The sequence below is a fragment of the Capnocytophaga granulosa ATCC 51502 genome (assembly GCF_000411115.1).
GTDB lineage: Bacteria > Bacteroidota > Bacteroidia > Flavobacteriales > Flavobacteriaceae > Capnocytophaga > Capnocytophaga granulosa.
Genome location: NZ_KE150242.1, coordinates 437,574 through 455,898, shown reverse-complemented (window position 1 = coordinate 455,898; position 18,325 = coordinate 437,574). Strand labels below are relative to the sequence as shown.

14 protein-coding genes, 1 tRNA gene and 1 pseudogene are annotated in these 18,325 nt (G+C 41.0%); 12 read left to right on the top strand and 4 right to left on the bottom strand.

Annotated elements, in window-relative coordinates; all coding sequences use genetic code 11:
• Positions 1-49: 49 nt before the first annotated feature.
• From HMPREF9331_RS13485 to HMPREF9331_RS01960, 6 genes and pseudogenes are all read left to right on the top strand, one after another.
• Positions 50-764: pseudogene (locus tag HMPREF9331_RS13485) on the top strand (ABC transporter permease); the annotation flags it as partial.
• Positions 765-2,426 (top strand): gliding motility-associated ABC transporter substrate-binding protein GldG, encoded by a 1,662-nt coding sequence (gldG, locus tag HMPREF9331_RS01980; protein ID WP_040356983.1) that lies wholly within the window; start codon positions 765-767, stop codon positions 2,424-2,426. It begins immediately after the preceding pseudogene.
• A gap of 75 nt (positions 2,427-2,501) precedes the next feature.
• Complete coding sequence (gene dnaN, locus HMPREF9331_RS01975) at positions 2,502-3,626, top strand: DNA polymerase III subunit beta (RefSeq protein WP_009641372.1); 1,125 nt, start codon at positions 2,502-2,504, stop codon at positions 3,624-3,626.
• 76 nt (positions 3,627-3,702) lie between these two features.
• Positions 3,703-4,959 carry an aspartate kinase gene (locus tag HMPREF9331_RS01970; protein ID WP_016419493.1) on the top strand — a complete coding sequence of 419 codons (1,257 nt, stop codon included), beginning with the start codon at positions 3,703-3,705 and terminating at the stop codon, positions 4,957-4,959.
• A 155-nt stretch (positions 4,960-5,114) separates the two neighbouring features.
• Positions 5,115-7,640, top strand: a complete 2,526-nt coding sequence (gyrA, locus tag HMPREF9331_RS01965) for a DNA gyrase subunit A (protein WP_016419492.1) — start codon at positions 5,115-5,117, stop codon at positions 7,638-7,640.
• 33 nt (positions 7,641-7,673) lie between these two features.
• The gene (locus tag HMPREF9331_RS01960; RefSeq protein WP_009641355.1) at positions 7,674-8,936 is read left to right on the top strand and encodes a tetratricopeptide repeat protein; all 1,263 of its coding nucleotides are present in this window, start codon (positions 7,674-7,676) and stop codon (positions 8,934-8,936) included.
• 169 nt (positions 8,937-9,105) lie between these two features.
• Here the strand turns inward: HMPREF9331_RS01960 and HMPREF9331_RS01955 are convergent.
• Positions 9,106-9,190: transfer RNA gene (locus tag HMPREF9331_RS01955), tRNA-Ser, on the bottom strand.
• 216 nt (positions 9,191-9,406) lie between these two features.
• Here HMPREF9331_RS01955 and pncB point away from each other — a divergent pair.
• The 6 genes from pncB (at position 9,407) to HMPREF9331_RS01925 (ending at position 15,050) form a co-directional block, all read left to right on the top strand.
• Positions 9,407-10,594, top strand: coding sequence for a nicotinate phosphoribosyltransferase (gene pncB / locus HMPREF9331_RS01950; protein WP_016419491.1), 1,188 nt, complete (start codon positions 9,407-9,409; stop codon positions 10,592-10,594).
• Between the two features lie 9 nt (positions 10,595-10,603).
• Positions 10,604-10,795 (top strand): hypothetical protein, encoded by a 192-nt coding sequence (locus HMPREF9331_RS01945; RefSeq protein WP_009641380.1) that lies wholly within the window; start codon positions 10,604-10,606, stop codon positions 10,793-10,795.
• Between the two features lie 34 nt (positions 10,796-10,829).
• Positions 10,830-11,831, top strand: a complete 1,002-nt coding sequence (gene gap / locus HMPREF9331_RS01940) for a type I glyceraldehyde-3-phosphate dehydrogenase (RefSeq protein ID WP_016419490.1) — start codon at positions 10,830-10,832, stop codon at positions 11,829-11,831.
• 83 nt (positions 11,832-11,914) lie between these two features.
• Positions 11,915-12,775 carry a hypothetical protein gene (locus HMPREF9331_RS01935; protein WP_016419489.1) on the top strand — a complete coding sequence of 287 codons (861 nt, stop codon included), beginning with the start codon at positions 11,915-11,917 and terminating at the stop codon, positions 12,773-12,775.
• Positions 12,776-12,796: 21 nt separating this feature from the next.
• The gene (locus tag HMPREF9331_RS01930; protein WP_016419488.1) at positions 12,797-13,846 is read left to right on the top strand and encodes an NAD(P)/FAD-dependent oxidoreductase; all 1,050 of its coding nucleotides are present in this window, start codon (positions 12,797-12,799) and stop codon (positions 13,844-13,846) included.
• A gap of 70 nt (positions 13,847-13,916) precedes the next feature.
• Entirely contained in the window at positions 13,917-15,050 is a 1,134-nt protein-coding gene (locus tag HMPREF9331_RS01925) for a CapA family protein (protein ID WP_016419487.1), read from the top strand.
• Positions 15,051-15,096: 46 nt separating this feature from the next.
• Here HMPREF9331_RS01925 and HMPREF9331_RS01920 read toward each other — a convergent pair whose 3' ends face one another.
• From HMPREF9331_RS01920 to HMPREF9331_RS01910, 3 genes are read right to left on the bottom strand one after another with little or no spacing between them, the layout of a single operon-like run.
• Positions 15,097-16,236 carry an aminotransferase class I/II-fold pyridoxal phosphate-dependent enzyme gene (locus HMPREF9331_RS01920; protein ID WP_016419486.1) on the bottom strand — a complete coding sequence of 380 codons (1,140 nt, stop codon included), beginning with the start codon at positions 16,234-16,236 and terminating at the stop codon, positions 15,097-15,099.
• A 1-nt stretch (position 16,237) separates the two neighbouring features.
• Positions 16,238-17,536 carry a branched-chain amino acid transport system II carrier protein gene (brnQ, locus tag HMPREF9331_RS01915; RefSeq protein WP_016419485.1) on the bottom strand — a complete coding sequence of 433 codons (1,299 nt, stop codon included), beginning with the start codon at positions 17,534-17,536 and terminating at the stop codon, positions 16,238-16,240.
• A 23-nt stretch (positions 17,537-17,559) separates the two neighbouring features.
• Positions 17,560-18,246, bottom strand: a complete 687-nt coding sequence (locus tag HMPREF9331_RS01910) for a DUF2461 domain-containing protein (protein WP_016419484.1) — start codon at positions 18,244-18,246, stop codon at positions 17,560-17,562.
• Positions 18,247-18,325: the final 79 nt, after the last annotated feature.

Here is an 18,325-nt window from a genome sequence, read left to right as displayed (position 1 = left end):
GAAAAAATAATTGTAATTTTGACCCAAATTTTATTAGCTCAATCATAGCATGAATGCTTTGTTCAAAAAAGAAATTCGTTATTTCTTTACCTCAGCTATAGGCTATGTGGTCATTGGTGCTTTTATGCTCTTCAGTGGCCTATTCCTATGGGTTCTATCAGGGGAATACAACATCTTCCAAACGGGTTTTGCGTCCTTGCAGCCCTTCTTTCTGCTCTCGGCATGGATCTTTGTCTTTCTCGTCCCTGCCCTTACCATGCGTATTATTTCCGAGGAGAAGCGTAGTGGTATGTTGCCTTTGCTCTTTACCTACCCTATCTCTGTATGGCGTATAGTGCTTGCTAAGTATCTGTCAGTACTTGCCATTCTACTGATTTTGTTGGCTTTTTCAGGCGTATATATATATGGTATGGCAATTAGGCGCTCCTAAGGGAAATATAGATATGGCCAGTACCATAGGCTCTTATATAGCGCTTTTCTTACTGGGGGCTACCTTTGTAGCGGTAGGCATGTTTGCTTCGGCTATGAGTCAGAACCAGATTATTGCCTTTGTTATCGCTACTTTTCTGAACTTTTTCCTATTCTTCGGATTGGACGAGCTCATAGGTCTCTTTACCCCCAATTCACTTTTCTCCTTTGGCTTCAAGGTACATTTTGAAGACATCAGCCGTGGGGTGATTGACACGAGAAATATAGTCTATTTCTCCTGCTTTATTTTCTTTTTCTTATACTTAACCCAACTTTCTTTGCAGACTGAAAAAAAAATGAAATCCATAAAGAAACCTCTTTTCTCCATTTGTCTATTACTACTCCTTTTGGGAGGGATTATAGGAGTGAGTCAACTACTATATAAGCGATTTGACCTCACCTCGGACAAGCGCTATACCCTCTCCCCTACTACCTTGCAACTTCTATCTAAGGTGAAAGCTCCTATAGATATCAAGGTATTACTCAAAGGAAACATCCCCGCTGAGTACAAGCGTTTACAGACCGAGACCCTACAGCTATTGGAGGAATACAAGGCAGCCAATAAGCATATTCATTTTGAATTTGTCAACCCTTTACAGGGCAAGGATGTAGATAGTCAACTACAAGCCCTAAGTGCGGAAGGTTTTACCCCTCTTATGATTACTTCCTCCACTGGAGCGACGACTTCCGAGGAATATATTATTCCTTGGGCTATTATCACCAAGGGAGACAAGCAAGAGAGAGTTCCCTTATTGCGCAACAAATTGGGTGCTTCCTCACAGGAAAAAATACAATTCTCTGTACAAAACTTGGAGTATGCCTTCTCCGATGCGCTCTATAAGCTCTTTTTAGAGAAACAGAAAAATATAGCTGTTATCAGAAGCAATGGTACCTTAGCTGATATTCAGATTGCAGACTTCTTGCGCTTGGAACAGCAATACTACCACTTAGCGCCCTTTGTCCTAGACTCGGTAGCTACCGCTCCAGAGAAGACACTCAAGCAGCTCTCTGAATTTCAACTATGTATCATAGCCAAACCCACCATACCCTTTACCGATGAGCAGAAACAAGTCCTTGACCAATATATCATGAACGGAGGGCGGGTGTTGTGGCTTTTAGACCCTGTGGCAGCTTCCTTAGAGGAACTCTTCCGCCAGCAAGGGCGTACTATGGCCATGCCCCTAAACCTCAACCTGACAGATATGCTCTTCAAATACGGAGTACGCCTGAACTATGATCTTATCAACGATTGGTACTTTACCCAAATTGTAGTGGCTCAGGGCAGTGGTAGCCAAACCCAATACACCCCTATCCCTTGGGTATATTCCCCTATGATCCTTTCGGCTAATAACCATATGATCAACAAGAACTTGGACGGTATCCGCCTACAGTTCGTCAGTAGCATAGATACACTAAGCAATGGCATCAAAAAGTCTATTTTGCTCACCTCCTCTCCCCTTTCCAAGACAGAAGGAACCCCTAGGGAAATCATTCTCGACTTTCCAGAGAAAACGACTGAGGGTTATGAAAAAGGAAATTTCCCAGTGGCTGTACTCCTAGAGGGCAGTTTTACCTCTGCCTTCAAGAATAGAGTAAAGCCCATTGCTGAGCTTGAGGACAAAGACCAAAGCGTACCTAACAAAATGATTGTTATCTCCGATGGGGATATCATCCGCAATGATATTCAGCAGGGAGTACCTACAGAGCTGGGGTATGACAAATGGACAAACCAATATTTTGACAACAAGGCTTTCTTGCAGAACTGCGTCAATTACCTCCTAGATGACACTGCTTTCCTAAGCCTACGCAATAAGAAAGTCTCTTTGGCCTTCTTGGACAAGAAAATATTAGAAAAAGAAGCAACTTATTGGAAATCAATTGCTTTTATCGTGCCTCTACTTACTCTCACTCTATTAGGCTTAGGAGTAAGATTCTGGTATAAAAAGCGATTTTCTTAATATTAAGTCAAAAATTTTATAGTTTCCCTTTTTTGGAATACCTTTGCACATATTTTAAACGCATAAAAGCATATCATGAGATTTATCGTATCTAGTTCGTATTTATTGAAAAAGCTCCAAATTATAGGAGGTGTAATCAATAGCAACAACACCATGCCTATCTTGGAGAATTTCCTTTTTGAATTATCTGAAAATAAACTAATCGTATCGGCCTCTGACTTAGAAACTACAATCAAAGGTGTCATAGAAGTAGAAAGTACCGATACGGCAAGTATAGTTGTCCCTTATAAGATTTTGATTGACACGCTCAAAACCTTTACCGAACAAGCGCTTACTTTCATCATCAATGACAACAATACGATAGATATTGTGTCTAACAATGGTAAATATACCCTTGCCTACTTAGATAGCCAAGAGTTCCCCACTGTAGTAGAAATAGAAAATGCTAATCATATAACTCTCAAAGGGCATATCCTAGCTACTGCTATACAGAGTACCTTCTTCGCTACAGGAAATGATGACTTACGCCCTATTATGAATGGGGTTTTCTTCAACTTTACCGAAGAGGCGCTTATCTTTGCTGCTACTGACGCCCATAAATTAGTAAAATATGAGCGCCAAGATATCAAATCCGCAGAACCATCCTCATTTGTCATCCCTAAGAAACCACTAAACCTGCTCAAAGGGATTCTCGCTGGAAGCGAAACTGAGGTAACTATAGAGTATAACCAAAGCAATGCTAAGTTCTCCTTTGACCAATTGGATTATGTATGCCGCCTTATTGACGGGACTTACCCCAACTACGAAGCGGTTATTCCTAGGGAAAATCCTAATAAACTGATTGTCAATCGTACGCTATTGCTCAACTCTACCAAGCGTATTTCCAACTTTGCCAGCAAAGCAACCCACCAGATGCGTGTGAAAATTACAGGTAACTCCCTACAAATCTTTGCCGAAGATATAGAATACAACAATAGGGCTAATGAAACCATTCCTTGTAACTACGAAGGTGATGACATGGAAATAGGGTTTAACTCTAAGTTCTTCATGGAGATGCTCAGTAACCTATCCTCCGACGATATCCTTCTTGAGATGTCATACTCCAATCGCCCTGGTATCCTCACCCCAGCCGACGGATTGGACGAAGGGGAGAAAATCTATATGCTTGTGATGCCAACGATGCTCAATGAGAATGTTTAATTGATTTTTTCATATTTAAAAAAGCTGTCTTTGTGAAGATAGCTTTTTTAATCTCATAATCCTAACGAATTCCTTTATGCAAATCTACAAATTCGGAGGTGCCTCCGTCAAAGACGCTCAAAGCGTACGCAATGTGGCCTCTATCCTTGAAAATACTACCCACCGAGATATCCTTATCGTAATCTCTGCTATGGGAAAGACAACTAATGCCCTAGAAGAAGTGGTGACCAATTATTTCAATGAAAATAAAAATGCTTTAGACGAAAGCCTCCAAAAGGTAAAGGACTTCCATTACCAAATCATTGGAGAACTCTTTGAGAATAAAAATCACCCTATTTATTGGAAAATAGATGGGCTTTTTGGGGAAATTTCCTCTTTCTTAGAACGCAACAAATCACCCAAACATAGTTTTGTCTATGACCAAATAGTGAGTTTCGGGGAACTTATCTCCACTCATATTATTAGCCATTACCTCAATGATAGAGGGATACGTAACACTTGGCTTGATGCACGTAACTTAGTGAAAACCAATAGCAACTACCGAGAAGGGGAAGTAGATTGGGAGGAGACCAAGCGCAATATTACCGAGAATATCAACCCCTCCCTTATGTACATCACTCAAGGCTTCATAGGCAGCGACCCGAACTACTTTACCACTACCCTAGGTAGAGAAGGTTCCGACTACTCTGCGGCTATCTTCGCCTACTGTCTTGAGGCTGAGAATGTTACTATCTGGAAAGACGTAGCAGGCGTACTCAATGCCGATCCGAGATATTTCACTGACACCCAGCTACTTGAAAAGATCCCGTACCAAGAGGCTATAGAACTGGCTTTCTATGGGGCTTCGGTGATTCACCCCAAGACCCTACAACCCCTCCAAAAGATGAATATCCCGCTAAATGTACGTTCTTTCCTGAACCCAAATGAAGCAGGAAGTTCCGTGTGCGATGTCAAGGAATTATCACCAAAGATTCCTTGCTACATACGCAAGCAAAATCAGCACCTATTATCACTCTCTTCCTTGGATTTTTCCTTTATTGCCGAAGAGAATATCAGCTTCATTTTCAATCTTTTGGCTACTTATCAAATCAAAGTAAGCCTACTGCAGAACTCAGCCATAAGCTTCAATCTTTGTATAGAGGACAAGTATAACAATCTCTCACAGCTATTGGAAGACCTAAGCAAACGCTTCAAGGTGAGTTGTATAGAGGGAGTAATCTTATACACCGTACGCCATGCTCAGCCCAACAGCTTCGATTTCTTGGGTGATGACAAAGAAGTACTCTTAGAACAATTTGCCCTCAATACCCAACAGAAGATCGTTAGGCAGTGATTTGTGATACCAATCATAAATTAACCACGAATAACTAATCACTAACAATCAACAAAACGTTAAAAACGTATTTTAAGCCTAATTTTTTCAATTTTATTTTCTTATCTCAAAAAAAGGTCGTAAATTAGCACCTTGAAATAAAAAGTAACTTTACAATGGTTGAAGGAGAAAAACTCATTCCTATTAACATAGAAGACCAGATGAAGACTGCCTACATTGACTACTCAATGTCGGTAATTGTCTCTAGGGCCTTGCCTGATGTACGCGATGGACTCAAGCCTGTACATAGGCGTGTACTCTTTGGAATGCATGAACTCGGTGTACGTAGCAATACCACACATAAAAAATCCGCTCGTATCGTCGGGGAAGTACTCGGTAAGTACCACCCACATGGGGATTCTTCTGTATATGATACCATGGTACGCATGGCACAATGGTGGAATATGCGCTACATGCTCGTAGATGGACAAGGTAACTTCGGTTCTATAGATGGGGATTCTCCTGCCGCTATGCGTTATACTGAGGCGAGAATGCGCAAAATGGCTGAGGATATGCTCATAGATATCGAGAAAGAAACAGTGGATCATACCCTGAACTTTGACGATACCCTTGAGGAGCCTACCGTATTGCCTACCCGTATTCCTAACCTTTTAGTCAATGGTTCTTCAGGGATTGCCGTAGGTATGGCTACCAATATGCCACCTCACAATCTTGCTGAGGTAGTAGATGGTACTATTGCTTATCTTGACAATCAAGATATTACCATTGATGAACTCATGGAGTATATCAAGGCACCTGATTTCCCTACAGGAGGAATCATCTATGGCTATGATGGAGTGCGTGAGGCCTTTAAGACTGGACGCGGACGCGTGATTGTACGTGCTAAAACACACTTTGAGGAGATCAATAACCGTGATTATATCGTTGTTACCGAAGTGCCTTATCAGGTAAATCCTGAGACCATGCGTGAACAAACCTCCAATTTGGTCAAAGAAGGCAAACTCGACGGATTGGCCGACATTGTAGATCAGACAGGTAAGGGAGGAATGCGTATCGTATATGAACTCAAGAAAGATGCCATTCCTAATGTAGTATTGAACAACCTTTTCAAGCACACTGCCCTACAATCTTCTTTTAGCGTGAATAATATCGCCTTAGTCAATGGTCGCCCTGAACAACTGAACCTCAAGGACTTAATATACCACTTTGTAGAACATCGCCATGATGTAGTATATAGGCGTACCCAATATGAGCTAAGAAAAGCCAAGGAACGTATCCATATCTTGGAGGGACTCATGAAAGTTATTGCTACTCAAGATACCTTAGATAGAGCGATCTACATCATCCGAAATTCAAAGGAACCTTCAATAGCTAAAGTAGGATTAATTGAGGAATTTGAACTTTCTGAGTTACAAGCTCAAGCAATACTAGATCTTCGCTTAGGACGACTCACTGGCTTAGAACTTGATAAAATCCGTGAGGAATACGAACAGATGTTAGAGGTTATTCTAGATTTAGAAGATATCCTTGCTCACAAGGAACGTCGTACCCAGATTATTAAGGACGAACTTTTAGAAATAAAAGCCAAATATGGGGACGAACGTCGCTCTGTAATAGAATATGCAGGTGGTGATATCTCTATAGAGGATATTATTCCGAACGAACAAGTAGTCATTACCATCTCCAATGCAGGCTATATCAAGCGTACTTCTGTCAATGAATACAAGACCCAAGCTCGTGGTGGTGTAGGACAAAAAGCCTCGGCTACCCGTGATAAAGACTTTATAGAACACCTCTTTGTGGGTACCAACCACCAGTATATGCTTTTCTTTACCGAAAAAGGTAAATGCTTCTGGCTCAGAGTGTATGAAATCCCTGAAGGTGGTAAGAATACCAAAGGACGCGCCATTCAGAACCTTATCAATATCGCTTCTGATGACCTTGTCAAAGCTGTTATCTGTACCCATGATCTCAAGGAACAAGACTATATCAATAGCCATTATGTAGTTATGGCAACTAAGAAAGGGGTAATTAAGAAAACTTGCTTAGAACAATACTCTCGTCCAAGACAGAATGGTATTGTTGCCATTACTATCAAGGAAGACGATGAGCTATTGGAAGCACGCCTTACCTCTGGCAATAGCCAAGTGATGCTTGCCGTGAAATCAGGCAAGGCCATTCGTTTCCCTGAAGAGAAAGTACGTGCCGTAGGTCGTAGCGGATCAGGAGTACGTGGTATCTCCTTTGACGACGAAGCCAATGATGAGGTTATTGGCATGATTACCATAGAGAATCCTAAGGAGGAAACCGTATTGGTAGTCTCCGAAAATGGTTATGGTAAGCGTACTTTCATTGATGACCCTGAGACAGGCGAGGCCGTTTATCGTATCACTAACCGTGGTGGTAAGGGAGTAAAGACAATTTCTGTAACTGAAAAAACGGGCAACTTGGTCGCTATCAAGTCCGTACTGGAAGAGGATGACCTAATGATTATCAACAAGTCAGGTATGGCCATTCGCCTGCCTGTAAGTGATCTCCGTGTTATGGGGCGTGCCACCCAAGGAGTACGCCTAATCAATATCAAAGGTAACGACTCTATTGCAGCTGTAGCCAAAGTGATGAAAGAAGATGAGCAACTCCCCGAAGGAGAAAATGAGGAACTTACCCCTACTGATGAATAAATAATTATAAGTTAAACATAAAACTGAATTACCATGAAAAAAAGTATGCTACTAATAACAGCACTCACTGTTTCAGCTGTTTCATTTGCTCAAAAGAAGGAATTGAAAGAAGTGAAGAAGGCCATTGAGAAGAATGAATTTTCTCAAGCACAAACATTATTGGAAAGTGTAAAAAATGTAGCACTTGCTGATAGAAAATATTCAGCAGAATATTATCTCTTAAAAGGAGAATTAGGACTCAAAAAAGCCATTGCAGGAAAAGATGTGATTAACTCCTTGTCTGAAGCCTCTACTGCCTTTGCCGAAGCAAAAAAAGTAGGGGGAAAAAGTTCCTCTGAGTTAGATATGCTTAAAAACGAAGGTGCAAGAATCGCCGTAGAAAAAGGACAGGCTTCTTATCAAAAGAATGATTTCAAAGAAGCAGCTCTTGCCTTTGAGCAAGTATATCGCCTTAGCCCAAGAGATACCTTATTCCTCTACAATGCAGCTGTTTCAGCTACTCAATGCAAGGAAAACCAAATGGCACTCAACTACTTCTTGGAACTGAAAGACCTAAAATATGATGGTTCTGAGACGCTCTATGCTGCTAAGAACAAAGAAACAGGCCAAATAGAAAAATCTGCTGATAAGGCTACACGCGATATGAAGATGAAAACGGGGAATTACTCCAACCCTACTCAGGAGAAAACCCCATCCAAGAGAGGTGAAATCATCCGCAACATCGCTTACCTCTATGTAGATCAAGGAAAAAAGGATGAAGCTATTAAGGCTTTTGAATTTGCGCGCAAAAACTATCCTAAGGACGGGGAACTAATCATGCAAGAGGCTAATGTATATTATCAATTGGGCAATATGGACAAGTTCGAAGCTCTTATGAAAGAGGCTACCGACCTACAACCTGACAATGCCGATGCACAATACAATATTGGGGTAATGAACCTACAAAGAGGTAACAATGCAGAGGCAAGAAAATATTTCCAAAAAGCCCTCAAGATAGCTCCAGACAACGCCAATGCGGCAATGAATTGTGCAACTACTTATGCTAACGAAGGAGATGCTCTTGTGGATCAGATGAATGCCTTGGGAAATACAGCCAACGACATCAAGAGATTTAATGAGCTTAAAAACAGCAAAGATACTTCTTACCGCTTAGCAGCTGAAGTATTGAATGAGTATGTAAAGAACAATCCTAAGAATCCTAACAAAACTGTATTGGAATACCTTTCCAATATTTACCTATCTCTTAATGATATGACTAACTATAAGAGAATCAAAGCGATTTTGGACAATAACTAAATAGTACATAATTTTATAATTTTAAGTTCAGTGAAAACACCTCTTCCTTTTCTGGAGAGGTGTTTCTTTATTAGCTCTCTTTGTAAGGAGTCTTGGCACAAGAAATAACTAAAAAGGCTTGAGGAGTACCCTCAAGCCTTCTAACTAAACCTTAAAAATCAATGTATTGCGGAGAAAGAGGGATTCGAACCCCCGGAGGTGTTACCCTCAACGGTTTTCAAGACCGCCGCATTCGACCGCTCTGCCATTTCTCCAAAAGAACTCTCTTGAATTCGGGTGCAAAGGTATAACTTTTTTTTTATCCTGCAAAGAAAAAAATGATTTTTTTTATCTGCAAAAAACATTTATTTCTTTTCTATCTGTATTTCAATTAGTTATAGATTATTTATAATAAATTTGAAAAATATCTTTGTTTTCTGATTTTTTTTTTTTACCTTTGTGTGATTTTAAAAAGAACATATATTATAATCATGTCAGTACATATACCTTCTATATTTACTTCTATCTTAGATAATGATTTCTACAAGTTCACTATGCAGTGTGCCGTGGTAAAGCTCTTTCCCGCTGTCAAGGGACGTTATGAGTTTATCAATCGTGGGAAGCACGAATTTCCAGAGGGGTTTGCTCAGGCTATGCAAGAGGCGGTGAATCAAATGGGACAACTCAAGTTATCCAAAGAAGAAAAAAACTTTCTAAAAACTTCTTGCCCTTATCTGAATCCTGCCTATATTGACTTTTTAGAAGGTTATCGCTATGACCCTTCGGAGGTGCATATCTCCCAAGAAGGAACAGAGCTTAAAGTAAGTGTAGAAGGCTACTGGTACAGAACCATTCTATGGGAAGTCCCCTTACTGGCTACCATTAGCGAACTATACTACAAGCTCACAGGAGCTGTGGCTTGGAGCGATGATCAGATTATAGCCAATACTTCCCACAAGATACATGATTATGAAGCTCTTGATGTCATTTTTGCAGAGTTCGGCACTCGCAGAAGGCACTCATATCACACACATGATTTGGTGATGCAGACCCTTACCAAGTCCCATCGTTATAACTTCACAGGGACAAGCAATGTGCACTTCGCCATGAAGTACCAGGTAAAACCCATTGGAACTCATGCCCACGAATGGTTTATGTTTCATGCCGCTGAATATGGCTTTAAGATGTCCAACGCCATGTCCCTAGAGCACTGGGTGGATGTCTATAGAGGGGATTTGGGCGTTGCCCTCTCTGACACTTACACAACCGACGTCTTTTTCAAACAATTCGATACCAAGTTTGCCAAACTATTTGACGGGGTACGCCACGATAGCGGAGACCCTATTGAGTTTGCCAACAAAACCATAGAACATTATAAGAAATTCGGTATCAATCCTCTTTCCAAATATATCATCTTCTCCGACGGGCTAACCCCTGAAAAGGTCGAAGCCATTACCAAATACTGCCGTGGTAAAATAGGTTTTTCTTTCGGTATAGGTACCAACCTTACCAATGATGTAGGTCTACATCCTATGAATATTGTAATGAAACTCACCGAAGTACTTACTTCCGACCACGAATGGGTAAAGACCGTCAAGCTCTCCGATGAGCCACTCAAGCACACTGGAGACCCTAGAATGATAGAATTGGCAAAGGAATTATTACGCATTCACTCTTAAAAGACAACCATGAGTATAGTAAAGAAAACCAATATAGTTGCTTATACCCTTATGATTATAGGAGTACTACTGCTCTACCTACAGTCCAAAAAGGAATATAGATTTTTCCAAGAGCAGTATGTCCTTATGGCAGGACTCATCCTGATGGTGGTGGGTATCTATATGCTTTCTAAGAAATTGTCCTCACGCGAACACAAATAATAGTATTATACAAATAATTTAAAAACAAAATTTTATGTCAGTATTAAAAATTGGAATCAATGGATTCGGACGTATTGGCCGTTTGGCTTTTAGAGCTATTTCAAAACGTGCCAATGTAGAAGTAGTAGGTATCAACGATCTACAAGATGTTGAGTACATTGCCTATTTGCTAAAATATGACTCTGTTCACGGTACTTTCCCTTTGGATGTAAAGACTGAAAACGGACACCTTGTAGTAGATGGAAAAACCATTCGCATTACTGCTGAGAAAGACCCTAACAACCTCAAATGGAATGAAGTAGGTGCTGATGTAGTACTCGAATGTACAGGTATCTTCACTACTTTGGAAAAAGCACAAGCACACCTTAACGCTGGAGCTAAGAAGGTAGTTATCTCTGCCCCATCTGCCGATGCTCCTATGTTCGTAATGGGTGTAAACCACAAGAGCGTAAAACCTACCGATACTATCGTATCCAACGCTTCTTGTACTACTAACTGCTTGGCTCCTATTGCTAAGGTTATCAATGATAACTTCGGTATAGATGAAGCTCTTATGACTACTGTACACGCCACTACTGCTACTCAGCTTACTGTAGATGGTCCTTCTAAAAAGGATTGGAGAGGCGGACGTTCTGCGCTTATCAACATCATTCCTTCCTCTACTGGAGCTGCCAAAGCAGTAGGTAAAGTAATCCCTGAACTTAACGGTAAGCTTACTGGTATGGCCTTCCGCGTACCTACAGCTGACGTTTCTGTAGTGGATTTGACTGTAAAGACTAAAAAAGCTACTTCTCTTAAGGAAATCAACGAAGCTATGAAAAAAGCCTCTGAAGGAGAACTTAAGAACATCTTAGCTTATACCGACGAGCTTGTAGTATCTCAAGACTTCGTAGGTTGTACCAACACTTCTATCTATGATGCTAAAGCTGGTATCGAACTTAACGACCACTTCTTCAAGGTAGTTTCTTGGTATGATAATGAAGCTGGCTACTCTAACAAATTGGTAGATTTAGCTCAACATGTAGCTTCTATTTAATCTTTAGAAGAGAAAAAAGACGTGTGATTTTCCTAAAAGCATACGTCTTTTTTTCAAATATAGTCACTTAATACCTCAAAATTATGATTTTTATAGTAGATAGTGGTGCAACCAAAGCCGATTGGACTGTACTAAACGAAAAAGGAATGAAAGAATTCGGCACCCAGACCCTTGGCCTTAATCCTGAGGTACTTACAGAGGAAATCGCCATGGAGCGTCTTACCACCAACGAACAGCTCAATGAGAACCGCAAGCGTGCTCGCTATGTATTTTTCTATGGAGCAGGTTGTGGGACAGAGCGCCTTCGCTTATTCCTACAAGCTATTCTACAGCGCTTCTTCTCCAATGCAACTATAGTGGTAAAAGAAGATACATATGCGGCAGTACATGCCACTACCGCCGATGGAGAAAGAGCCATTGTAGGTATTCTCGGTACTGGGGCTAACTGTTCCTACTGGGACGGAAAAAAACTACACCAAGCAGTAGATTCCTTGGGCTACTCTCTTATGGACGAATGTAGTGGTAACTTCTTTGGAAAAAGGCTTATTGTGGATTACTACTTCAAAATCATGCCCGAACACCTAAGAAACAAATTCGAACACGAATATGAGCTTAATTCCGATGTGATCAAGTCTCACCTATATAAGTTGCCTAACCCTAATAGCTACTTGGCTACTTTTGCTCGCTTTTTAGTGGAGAACAAGAATGATGCTTATTGCCAACGCATCATCCGAGAAGGTGTACAGCTATTTATTGATCACTGGGTAGTACAATACGAAGCCCGCAATGAAGTGCCTATCAACTTTGTAGGTAGTATCGCTTTCTATTTGCAAGATGTAGTCAAAGATGTATTTGTTAAAAACGGCCTAAAAGTAGGTAAAGTCATCCGCAAACCTATTGATGGCCTTGTGGAATATCATCTATTGCACAAGAATAGGAAATAAACTGATAGCCCAAAATCAATAATGAAAGATTATATTATCGTAGGTTTTGGCTTTGCGGGGTGTAGCTTGGTACATCTGTTGGAAAAATACCAAAAGTCCTTTGTGGTCTTCAGTGATGATCCTACCCCTGTTACTACGGTAGCGGGAGCCATGTTTAATCCTATCATTCTCAAGCGCTTCACCCCTGTGTGGAGGGTAGAGGAGCAGATGGCCTTACTGCTTCCTTTCTTTGGTGAAATAGAACGCAAGTTAGCCACCTCTTTCATCTATAAGACTCGCGTATTTAGGAAATTTACCTCAGTGGAGGAAAAGAATAACTGGTTCGTGGCCTCCGATAAGCCTATCCTATCCCAATACCTCTCCACAGAGGTACGCAGCAGTCTCTCCCCTTATGTAGAGACACCTTTTGGCGTAGGAGAAGTACTGCATACAGGGTTGATTAATACACGTGTACTCATTCCTGCCTATCAAGAAAAATTACAGAAAGAGGGCGTGTATTTCCAAGAGAAATTGGAGTATGACGCCTTGCAGATAAAGGAGGATTGTGTAAGCTACAAGGGTATTTCGGCCAAGCGGGTTGTCTTCTGTGAGGGCTATGGTATGGTGCATAATCCCTTTTTCAATTACCTACCTATGGTAGGAAGCAAGGGGGAACTACTTAGTTTTGAGGCAGATGACCTACAACTGGATGGGGTACTCAAGTCCGATGGTTTTATCGCTCCTTTAGGCGGTAATACCTTCAAAATAGGTACTACCTATGACAATGACGACAAAGACCCCTCCCCTACTGCTCATGGTAGGCAGACGCTTATAGAGAAGCTCGAACGACTGATCAGCTGTCCCTATCGTATCACAGGACAAATGGCAGGCATTCGCCCTACAGTGAAAGATCGTCGCCCTTTGGTAGGGGTACACCCAAAGTATAAAAACTTGTTTATTCTCAACGGATTGGGTACTCATGGTGCACTCTTAGCTCCCTATACAGCCACATCTCTCTATGATTTTATAGAAAATGGAAAAATAATAGACAAAGAAATGAACATTACACGTCATTCCCGATTTTTCCAATAAAAACGAATAATTATTTACATGATAAGAGGTAAATTTTCTGTGATTTACCTCTTTTTTAAATATAAATTTTATGAAGATACCTTATGTTTTCTCAGTAGCTATTTCTTTGGCTTTCACCAGTTTCTCTTATGGACAGGTAGTCCCTACTAAGGATACACTGTCCGTTGTAAAAGATTCGCTTCCCCCTGCTAAGGAGATGGTCTCCATCGTCAAAGATACCCTTTCCCCTGTCAAAGATACCCTTTCTATAGTAGCTGTTGGCGATGTGATGATTGGTTCAGGCTTTCCTGCTGGGCACCTCCCAAAAGATGATGCCTTAGAGAGCTTTAAAGAGGTCAAGCCTTTTCTAAATGGAGATATTGTTTTTGGAAATCTGGAAGGGGCTATTTTAGATTCAGGTAATTCTGAAAAATGTAAAAACTCCAAGGCAGGCACTTGTTATGCTTTTCGTATGCCTGACCGCTATGGAAAAATCCTCAAAGAGGCAGGATTTAGCCTGATGAGCACCGCCAATAACCATGCCAATGACTTTGGAGAAAAAGGAAGACGCAATACCGCTCGTGTATTAGATGAAGTAGGAATCTATCATGCAGGCCCTGTGGAAAACAAGTCAGTAGTCTTTGAAAAAGACGGGATCAGGTACGGTTTTTGTGCTTTTTCTCCCAATAGCAATATGCTTTCAGTTAATGATTTGGAGCAAGCCACCGATTTGGTAAAGGAACTACGCTCTATGGCCGACATCGTAATCGTCTCTTTCCATGGCGGAGCTGAAGGCGCCAGCCATACCCATGTTCCTCGCCAAAATGAATACTTCTTTGGAGAAAACCGAGGCAATGTATACAAGTTTGCTCACGCTGTTATAGATGCAGGTGCCGATATTGTTTTAGGCCATGGCCCTCATGTAACGCGTGCTGTGGAGGTATATAAGCAGAAGTTCATTGCCTATAGTATGGGAAACTTCAATACCTATGGTACCTTCAACCTCAGTGGGCCTAATGGTATGGCTCCTCTTTTGGATATCAAGCTTGATCGCAAGGGCAATTTCCTCTATGCCAAAGTCATCTCTACCAAACAAAGCAAAGCCAATGGCTTGGAACTTGACCCCAATTATAAAGTCTTTGAGGAAATGAAACGCCTGACCAAAACCGATTTTCCTGAAACACCTTTAATCTTTGAAGAGAATCGAATACTTTTAAGTGAATAACAAAAAGTGAATAGTGAAAGATTCTTCACTATTCACTTTTCGTTATTCACTCTTCACTAATCCCTTGGAATAGTTGGATGATTTCCTCTTTTGTATTATAGCTATGCAGACATATACGTAGGCGTTCTTCCCCCTTGGGGACTGTAGGAGAAAGAATCGGTTTTATCCCCATACCCTTGTCTTGTAAGTGAGCAGCTACTTGCTTGACCCTTTGACTATCAGGTATGATAAGCCCCTGTATAGCAGAGGTTGAATCAATAAAAGTAAGGCCTTTTTCCTGAGACAAGACTTGTGCCTTCTCTCGGAAAAAGGCAATATTCTCATGTAAGCGGGCTCTCTCTTCTGTCTCTGGCAGCAGTGCATAAGCAGCCAATAGTGTCGCTACACTTTCTGGAGCGGCGGCCGTGGTATAGATAAACGAACGTGCGAAGTTGATCAGATAATCTATCACCTCCGTTTGAGCTAGAACCAAGGCTCCGTGAGCGCCTATTCCCTTACCAAAGGTAATCAGGCGTAAGAAAATATCCTTCTCTATTCCCAAAGCCTGACAAAGCCCCTCCCCTTTCTGGCCAAATACCCCTACCGAATGGGCTTCATCTATAATGATATAAGCATTGTACTGCTTGGCAAGTGCTACCATAGCAAGCAAGTCGGGTGTATCACCATCCATAGAAAAGACTGATTCGGTAGCTATATAGAGGGTTGTGGCTGTAGCGGCAAAGCGCTGTAGCTTTTCTTGTAAATCCGAAAGAGAATTATGCTTAAACTTGAAGTTCTGCGCCTTATTCAGTTGCAAGCCATCACGAATAGAAGCATGTATATACTGATCATATAACACCACATCACCCTTTTGTGGAATAGAGGAGAAGATACCCACATTGGCATCATAACCTGAATTAAACAAAAGCCCTTTTTCTACGGCATGAAAAGCAGCCAAATAGCTCTCAGCTTCTCTAATCAAGGGATAATTCCCCGATAGGAGGCGAGAGCCTGTACTGCCATTTTGCAAGGGATAGGACTGAAGTATTGTATGAGCCTTTTCCCTAACAGCTGCATTTCTAGCTAACCCTATATAATCATTGGAATAGAAATCAATAGGGTAACTCTCCTGAGATAAGCGGCGGAGTGTCCCCGCCGCTTCACGTTCTTGAAGTGCTCTCTGGAGCGGTTTAGGAATAGTATTCACTTTATTTGTGTTTTGTCTGTTCAGAAGGTTTTATAATCAATTTCTCTATAAGTATAGTAGTAACCCACGCCCAAAGTGCTGGACATATCCAAGAGAGCCCATATTGGTGTAATGGGAGAGGTACTTCAAAGAGTTTGTAGCCTATTTGTTCTAAGAAAATAGGAATGGTTGTGATAAATGTTACTGCTGCTACCGCCTTGAATACATTTCTTGAAGCCAATTTGGCAGGAAGTAGGTGTAAGAATACCAAAGCAATTACGGTTGGATAGAATAGTACCAATACAGGATAGGCAATCTTTATGATATAATCCACTCCAAAAGGTGCTACAATAAGGCAGTATATACAGAGAATTGTAACAAATAGTTTATAAGTACGTTCATTCCCCTTGACAAGTCCTTGGAAAAATTCAGCCCCTCCTGTGATGATTCCTACTGCTGTGGTAAAGCAAGAGATACTTACAGCAATACTAAGAAGTACGCCTCCAAAACCTCCCAATACATGCTTGGTAATCAGCGCTAAAAGAAGTACGCGCTTTTCTACCTCTGGAAAATAACTCCCTTGGGATGCCCCTGTATAGATAAAGCCCGCATAGGTAATAAATAGTAATATACCACTGCCTATCCCAGCATAGATCGTTAAGCGCTTTACTTGACGCTTGTCAAAGGAATTATCCAAGGCCAAAGAGGCTACAATCACCCCTCCGATAATGATAGAGGACATCGCATCATAAGTCTGATAACCTTCCAAAAGTCCCTCTGCAATAGGATTTTCAAAGGAGGATACTGCTATATCTCCTTGATAGAAGATAGCCATGATAATGAGCAAGAGGATAATTCCGACCATAAGAGGGGTAAGATATCTGCCCAATACATCCAATATCTTATTGCGCTGAAAGCATAGATAGCCTACCAAAAAGAAGTAGATTATATAGAAGACATACATCACCCATTGAGGTAGATCGGGAGCAAAAGTTGCTGAAATCATCTCATAACTTACTGAGGCTGTACGTGGCATAGGAAAAGCCAAGCACATACCATAGAGCAAGCAGCCTAAGAGAATCGCTACAAAAGAGCTGACCTTCTTACCAAAATCCAATACAGAACCTTGCAAGCGTGCTTGTACCACTACACCCAAAATAGGAATCAGTACGGCCGAAAGACAGAAGGCTACAGCCACTAAGAACCAATGTTCTCCTGCGGCTCTTCCCAAAAAGGGAGGCAATATAAAGTTCCCTGCTCCAAAGAAGATGGAGAACATCGCAAAGGATGTTACAATGATGCGTGAAAGTGTTATTTTCATTCTATTAAAAATTAAAAAAGTTACTAATCAAATAGGGATTCTCCGTTAAGGTCGGTTGTCAGTGCTCTTGTCATAAAATCATAGAAAGGACGTATAGCCAAAAAAGAAGCTACTACTTCCTCAAAAAATGAGTCTTCAAGGACAGCCTCTGGGGCAAAATCTCTCTTGAGCAAGAATTGTTTCTTCCTCAGGTAAGCAATCATGGGATCATCTTTACTAAATCCCTTTGGGGCGGTCTTAACCTCATCGCCAAAGAGTTGGCCCTTGAAATACTTCACTATAGGGGTAGAGGTCATTATCTGAGAGAAAACCTCTGGCTCCATGGCTATTTCTTGGCGTATCCTAAGTAGGTCTTTGGCTTCAGGATTGAAAAAGCCTCCTCCTACAAAACTCCCCTCAGGGCTTAGATGCAAGTAATATCCGCCGCGATAGTGCGGTTGTAGACGAGGAAAGTAGAGACCAAAGTGTGTCTTGTAAGGGGGCTTGTCTTTGGCAAAGCGCAGATCATTATAGATACGATATATCTTGATAGGTCCCAAGTGATCCTTCGCACTGATCTTATCATACACCGCTTGGAAGAAGCTATTTACTTCTTTTTTCGCTTGTTCATAGTCTTTTTTGTTATCTAAGAACCAATCACGATTATTATTTACAGCCAAAGCTGAGAGGAAAGAAAATATATCGTTTGTTAATTTCGTTAATTTAGTCATTATTTTTAATCGTATAAATTAAATTACTTAGTAAAGCGCAAAGATACAATTTTTTTGATAAAAACTACAATTATTGAAA

Coding starts and splice junctions, on each gene's coding strand:
- gldG (WP_040356983.1), top strand. CDS start 765: ATGAAATCCATAAAGAAACCTCTTTTCTCCATTTGTCTATTACTACTC.
- dnaN (WP_009641372.1), top strand. CDS start 2,502: ATGAGATTTATCGTATCTAGTTCGTATTTATTGAAAAAGCTCCAAATT.
- HMPREF9331_RS01970 (WP_016419493.1), top strand. CDS start 3,703: ATGCAAATCTACAAATTCGGAGGTGCCTCCGTCAAAGACGCTCAAAGC.
- gyrA (WP_016419492.1), top strand. CDS start 5,115: ATGGTTGAAGGAGAAAAACTCATTCCTATTAACATAGAAGACCAGATG.
- HMPREF9331_RS01960 (WP_009641355.1), top strand. CDS start 7,674: ATGAAAAAAAGTATGCTACTAATAACAGCACTCACTGTTTCAGCTGTT.
- pncB (WP_016419491.1), top strand. CDS start 9,407: ATGTCAGTACATATACCTTCTATATTTACTTCTATCTTAGATAATGAT.
- HMPREF9331_RS01945 (WP_009641380.1), top strand. CDS start 10,604: ATGAGTATAGTAAAGAAAACCAATATAGTTGCTTATACCCTTATGATT.
- gap (WP_016419490.1), top strand. CDS start 10,830: ATGTCAGTATTAAAAATTGGAATCAATGGATTCGGACGTATTGGCCGT.
- HMPREF9331_RS01935 (WP_016419489.1), top strand. CDS start 11,915: ATGATTTTTATAGTAGATAGTGGTGCAACCAAAGCCGATTGGACTGTA.
- HMPREF9331_RS01930 (WP_016419488.1), top strand. CDS start 12,797: ATGAAAGATTATATTATCGTAGGTTTTGGCTTTGCGGGGTGTAGCTTG.
- HMPREF9331_RS01925 (WP_016419487.1), top strand. CDS start 13,917: ATGAAGATACCTTATGTTTTCTCAGTAGCTATTTCTTTGGCTTTCACC.
- brnQ (WP_016419485.1), bottom strand. CDS start 17,536: ATGAAAATAACACTTTCACGCATCATTGTAACATCCTTTGCGATGTTC.
- HMPREF9331_RS01910 (WP_016419484.1), bottom strand. CDS start 18,246: ATGACTAAATTAACGAAATTAACAAACGATATATTTTCTTTCCTCTCA.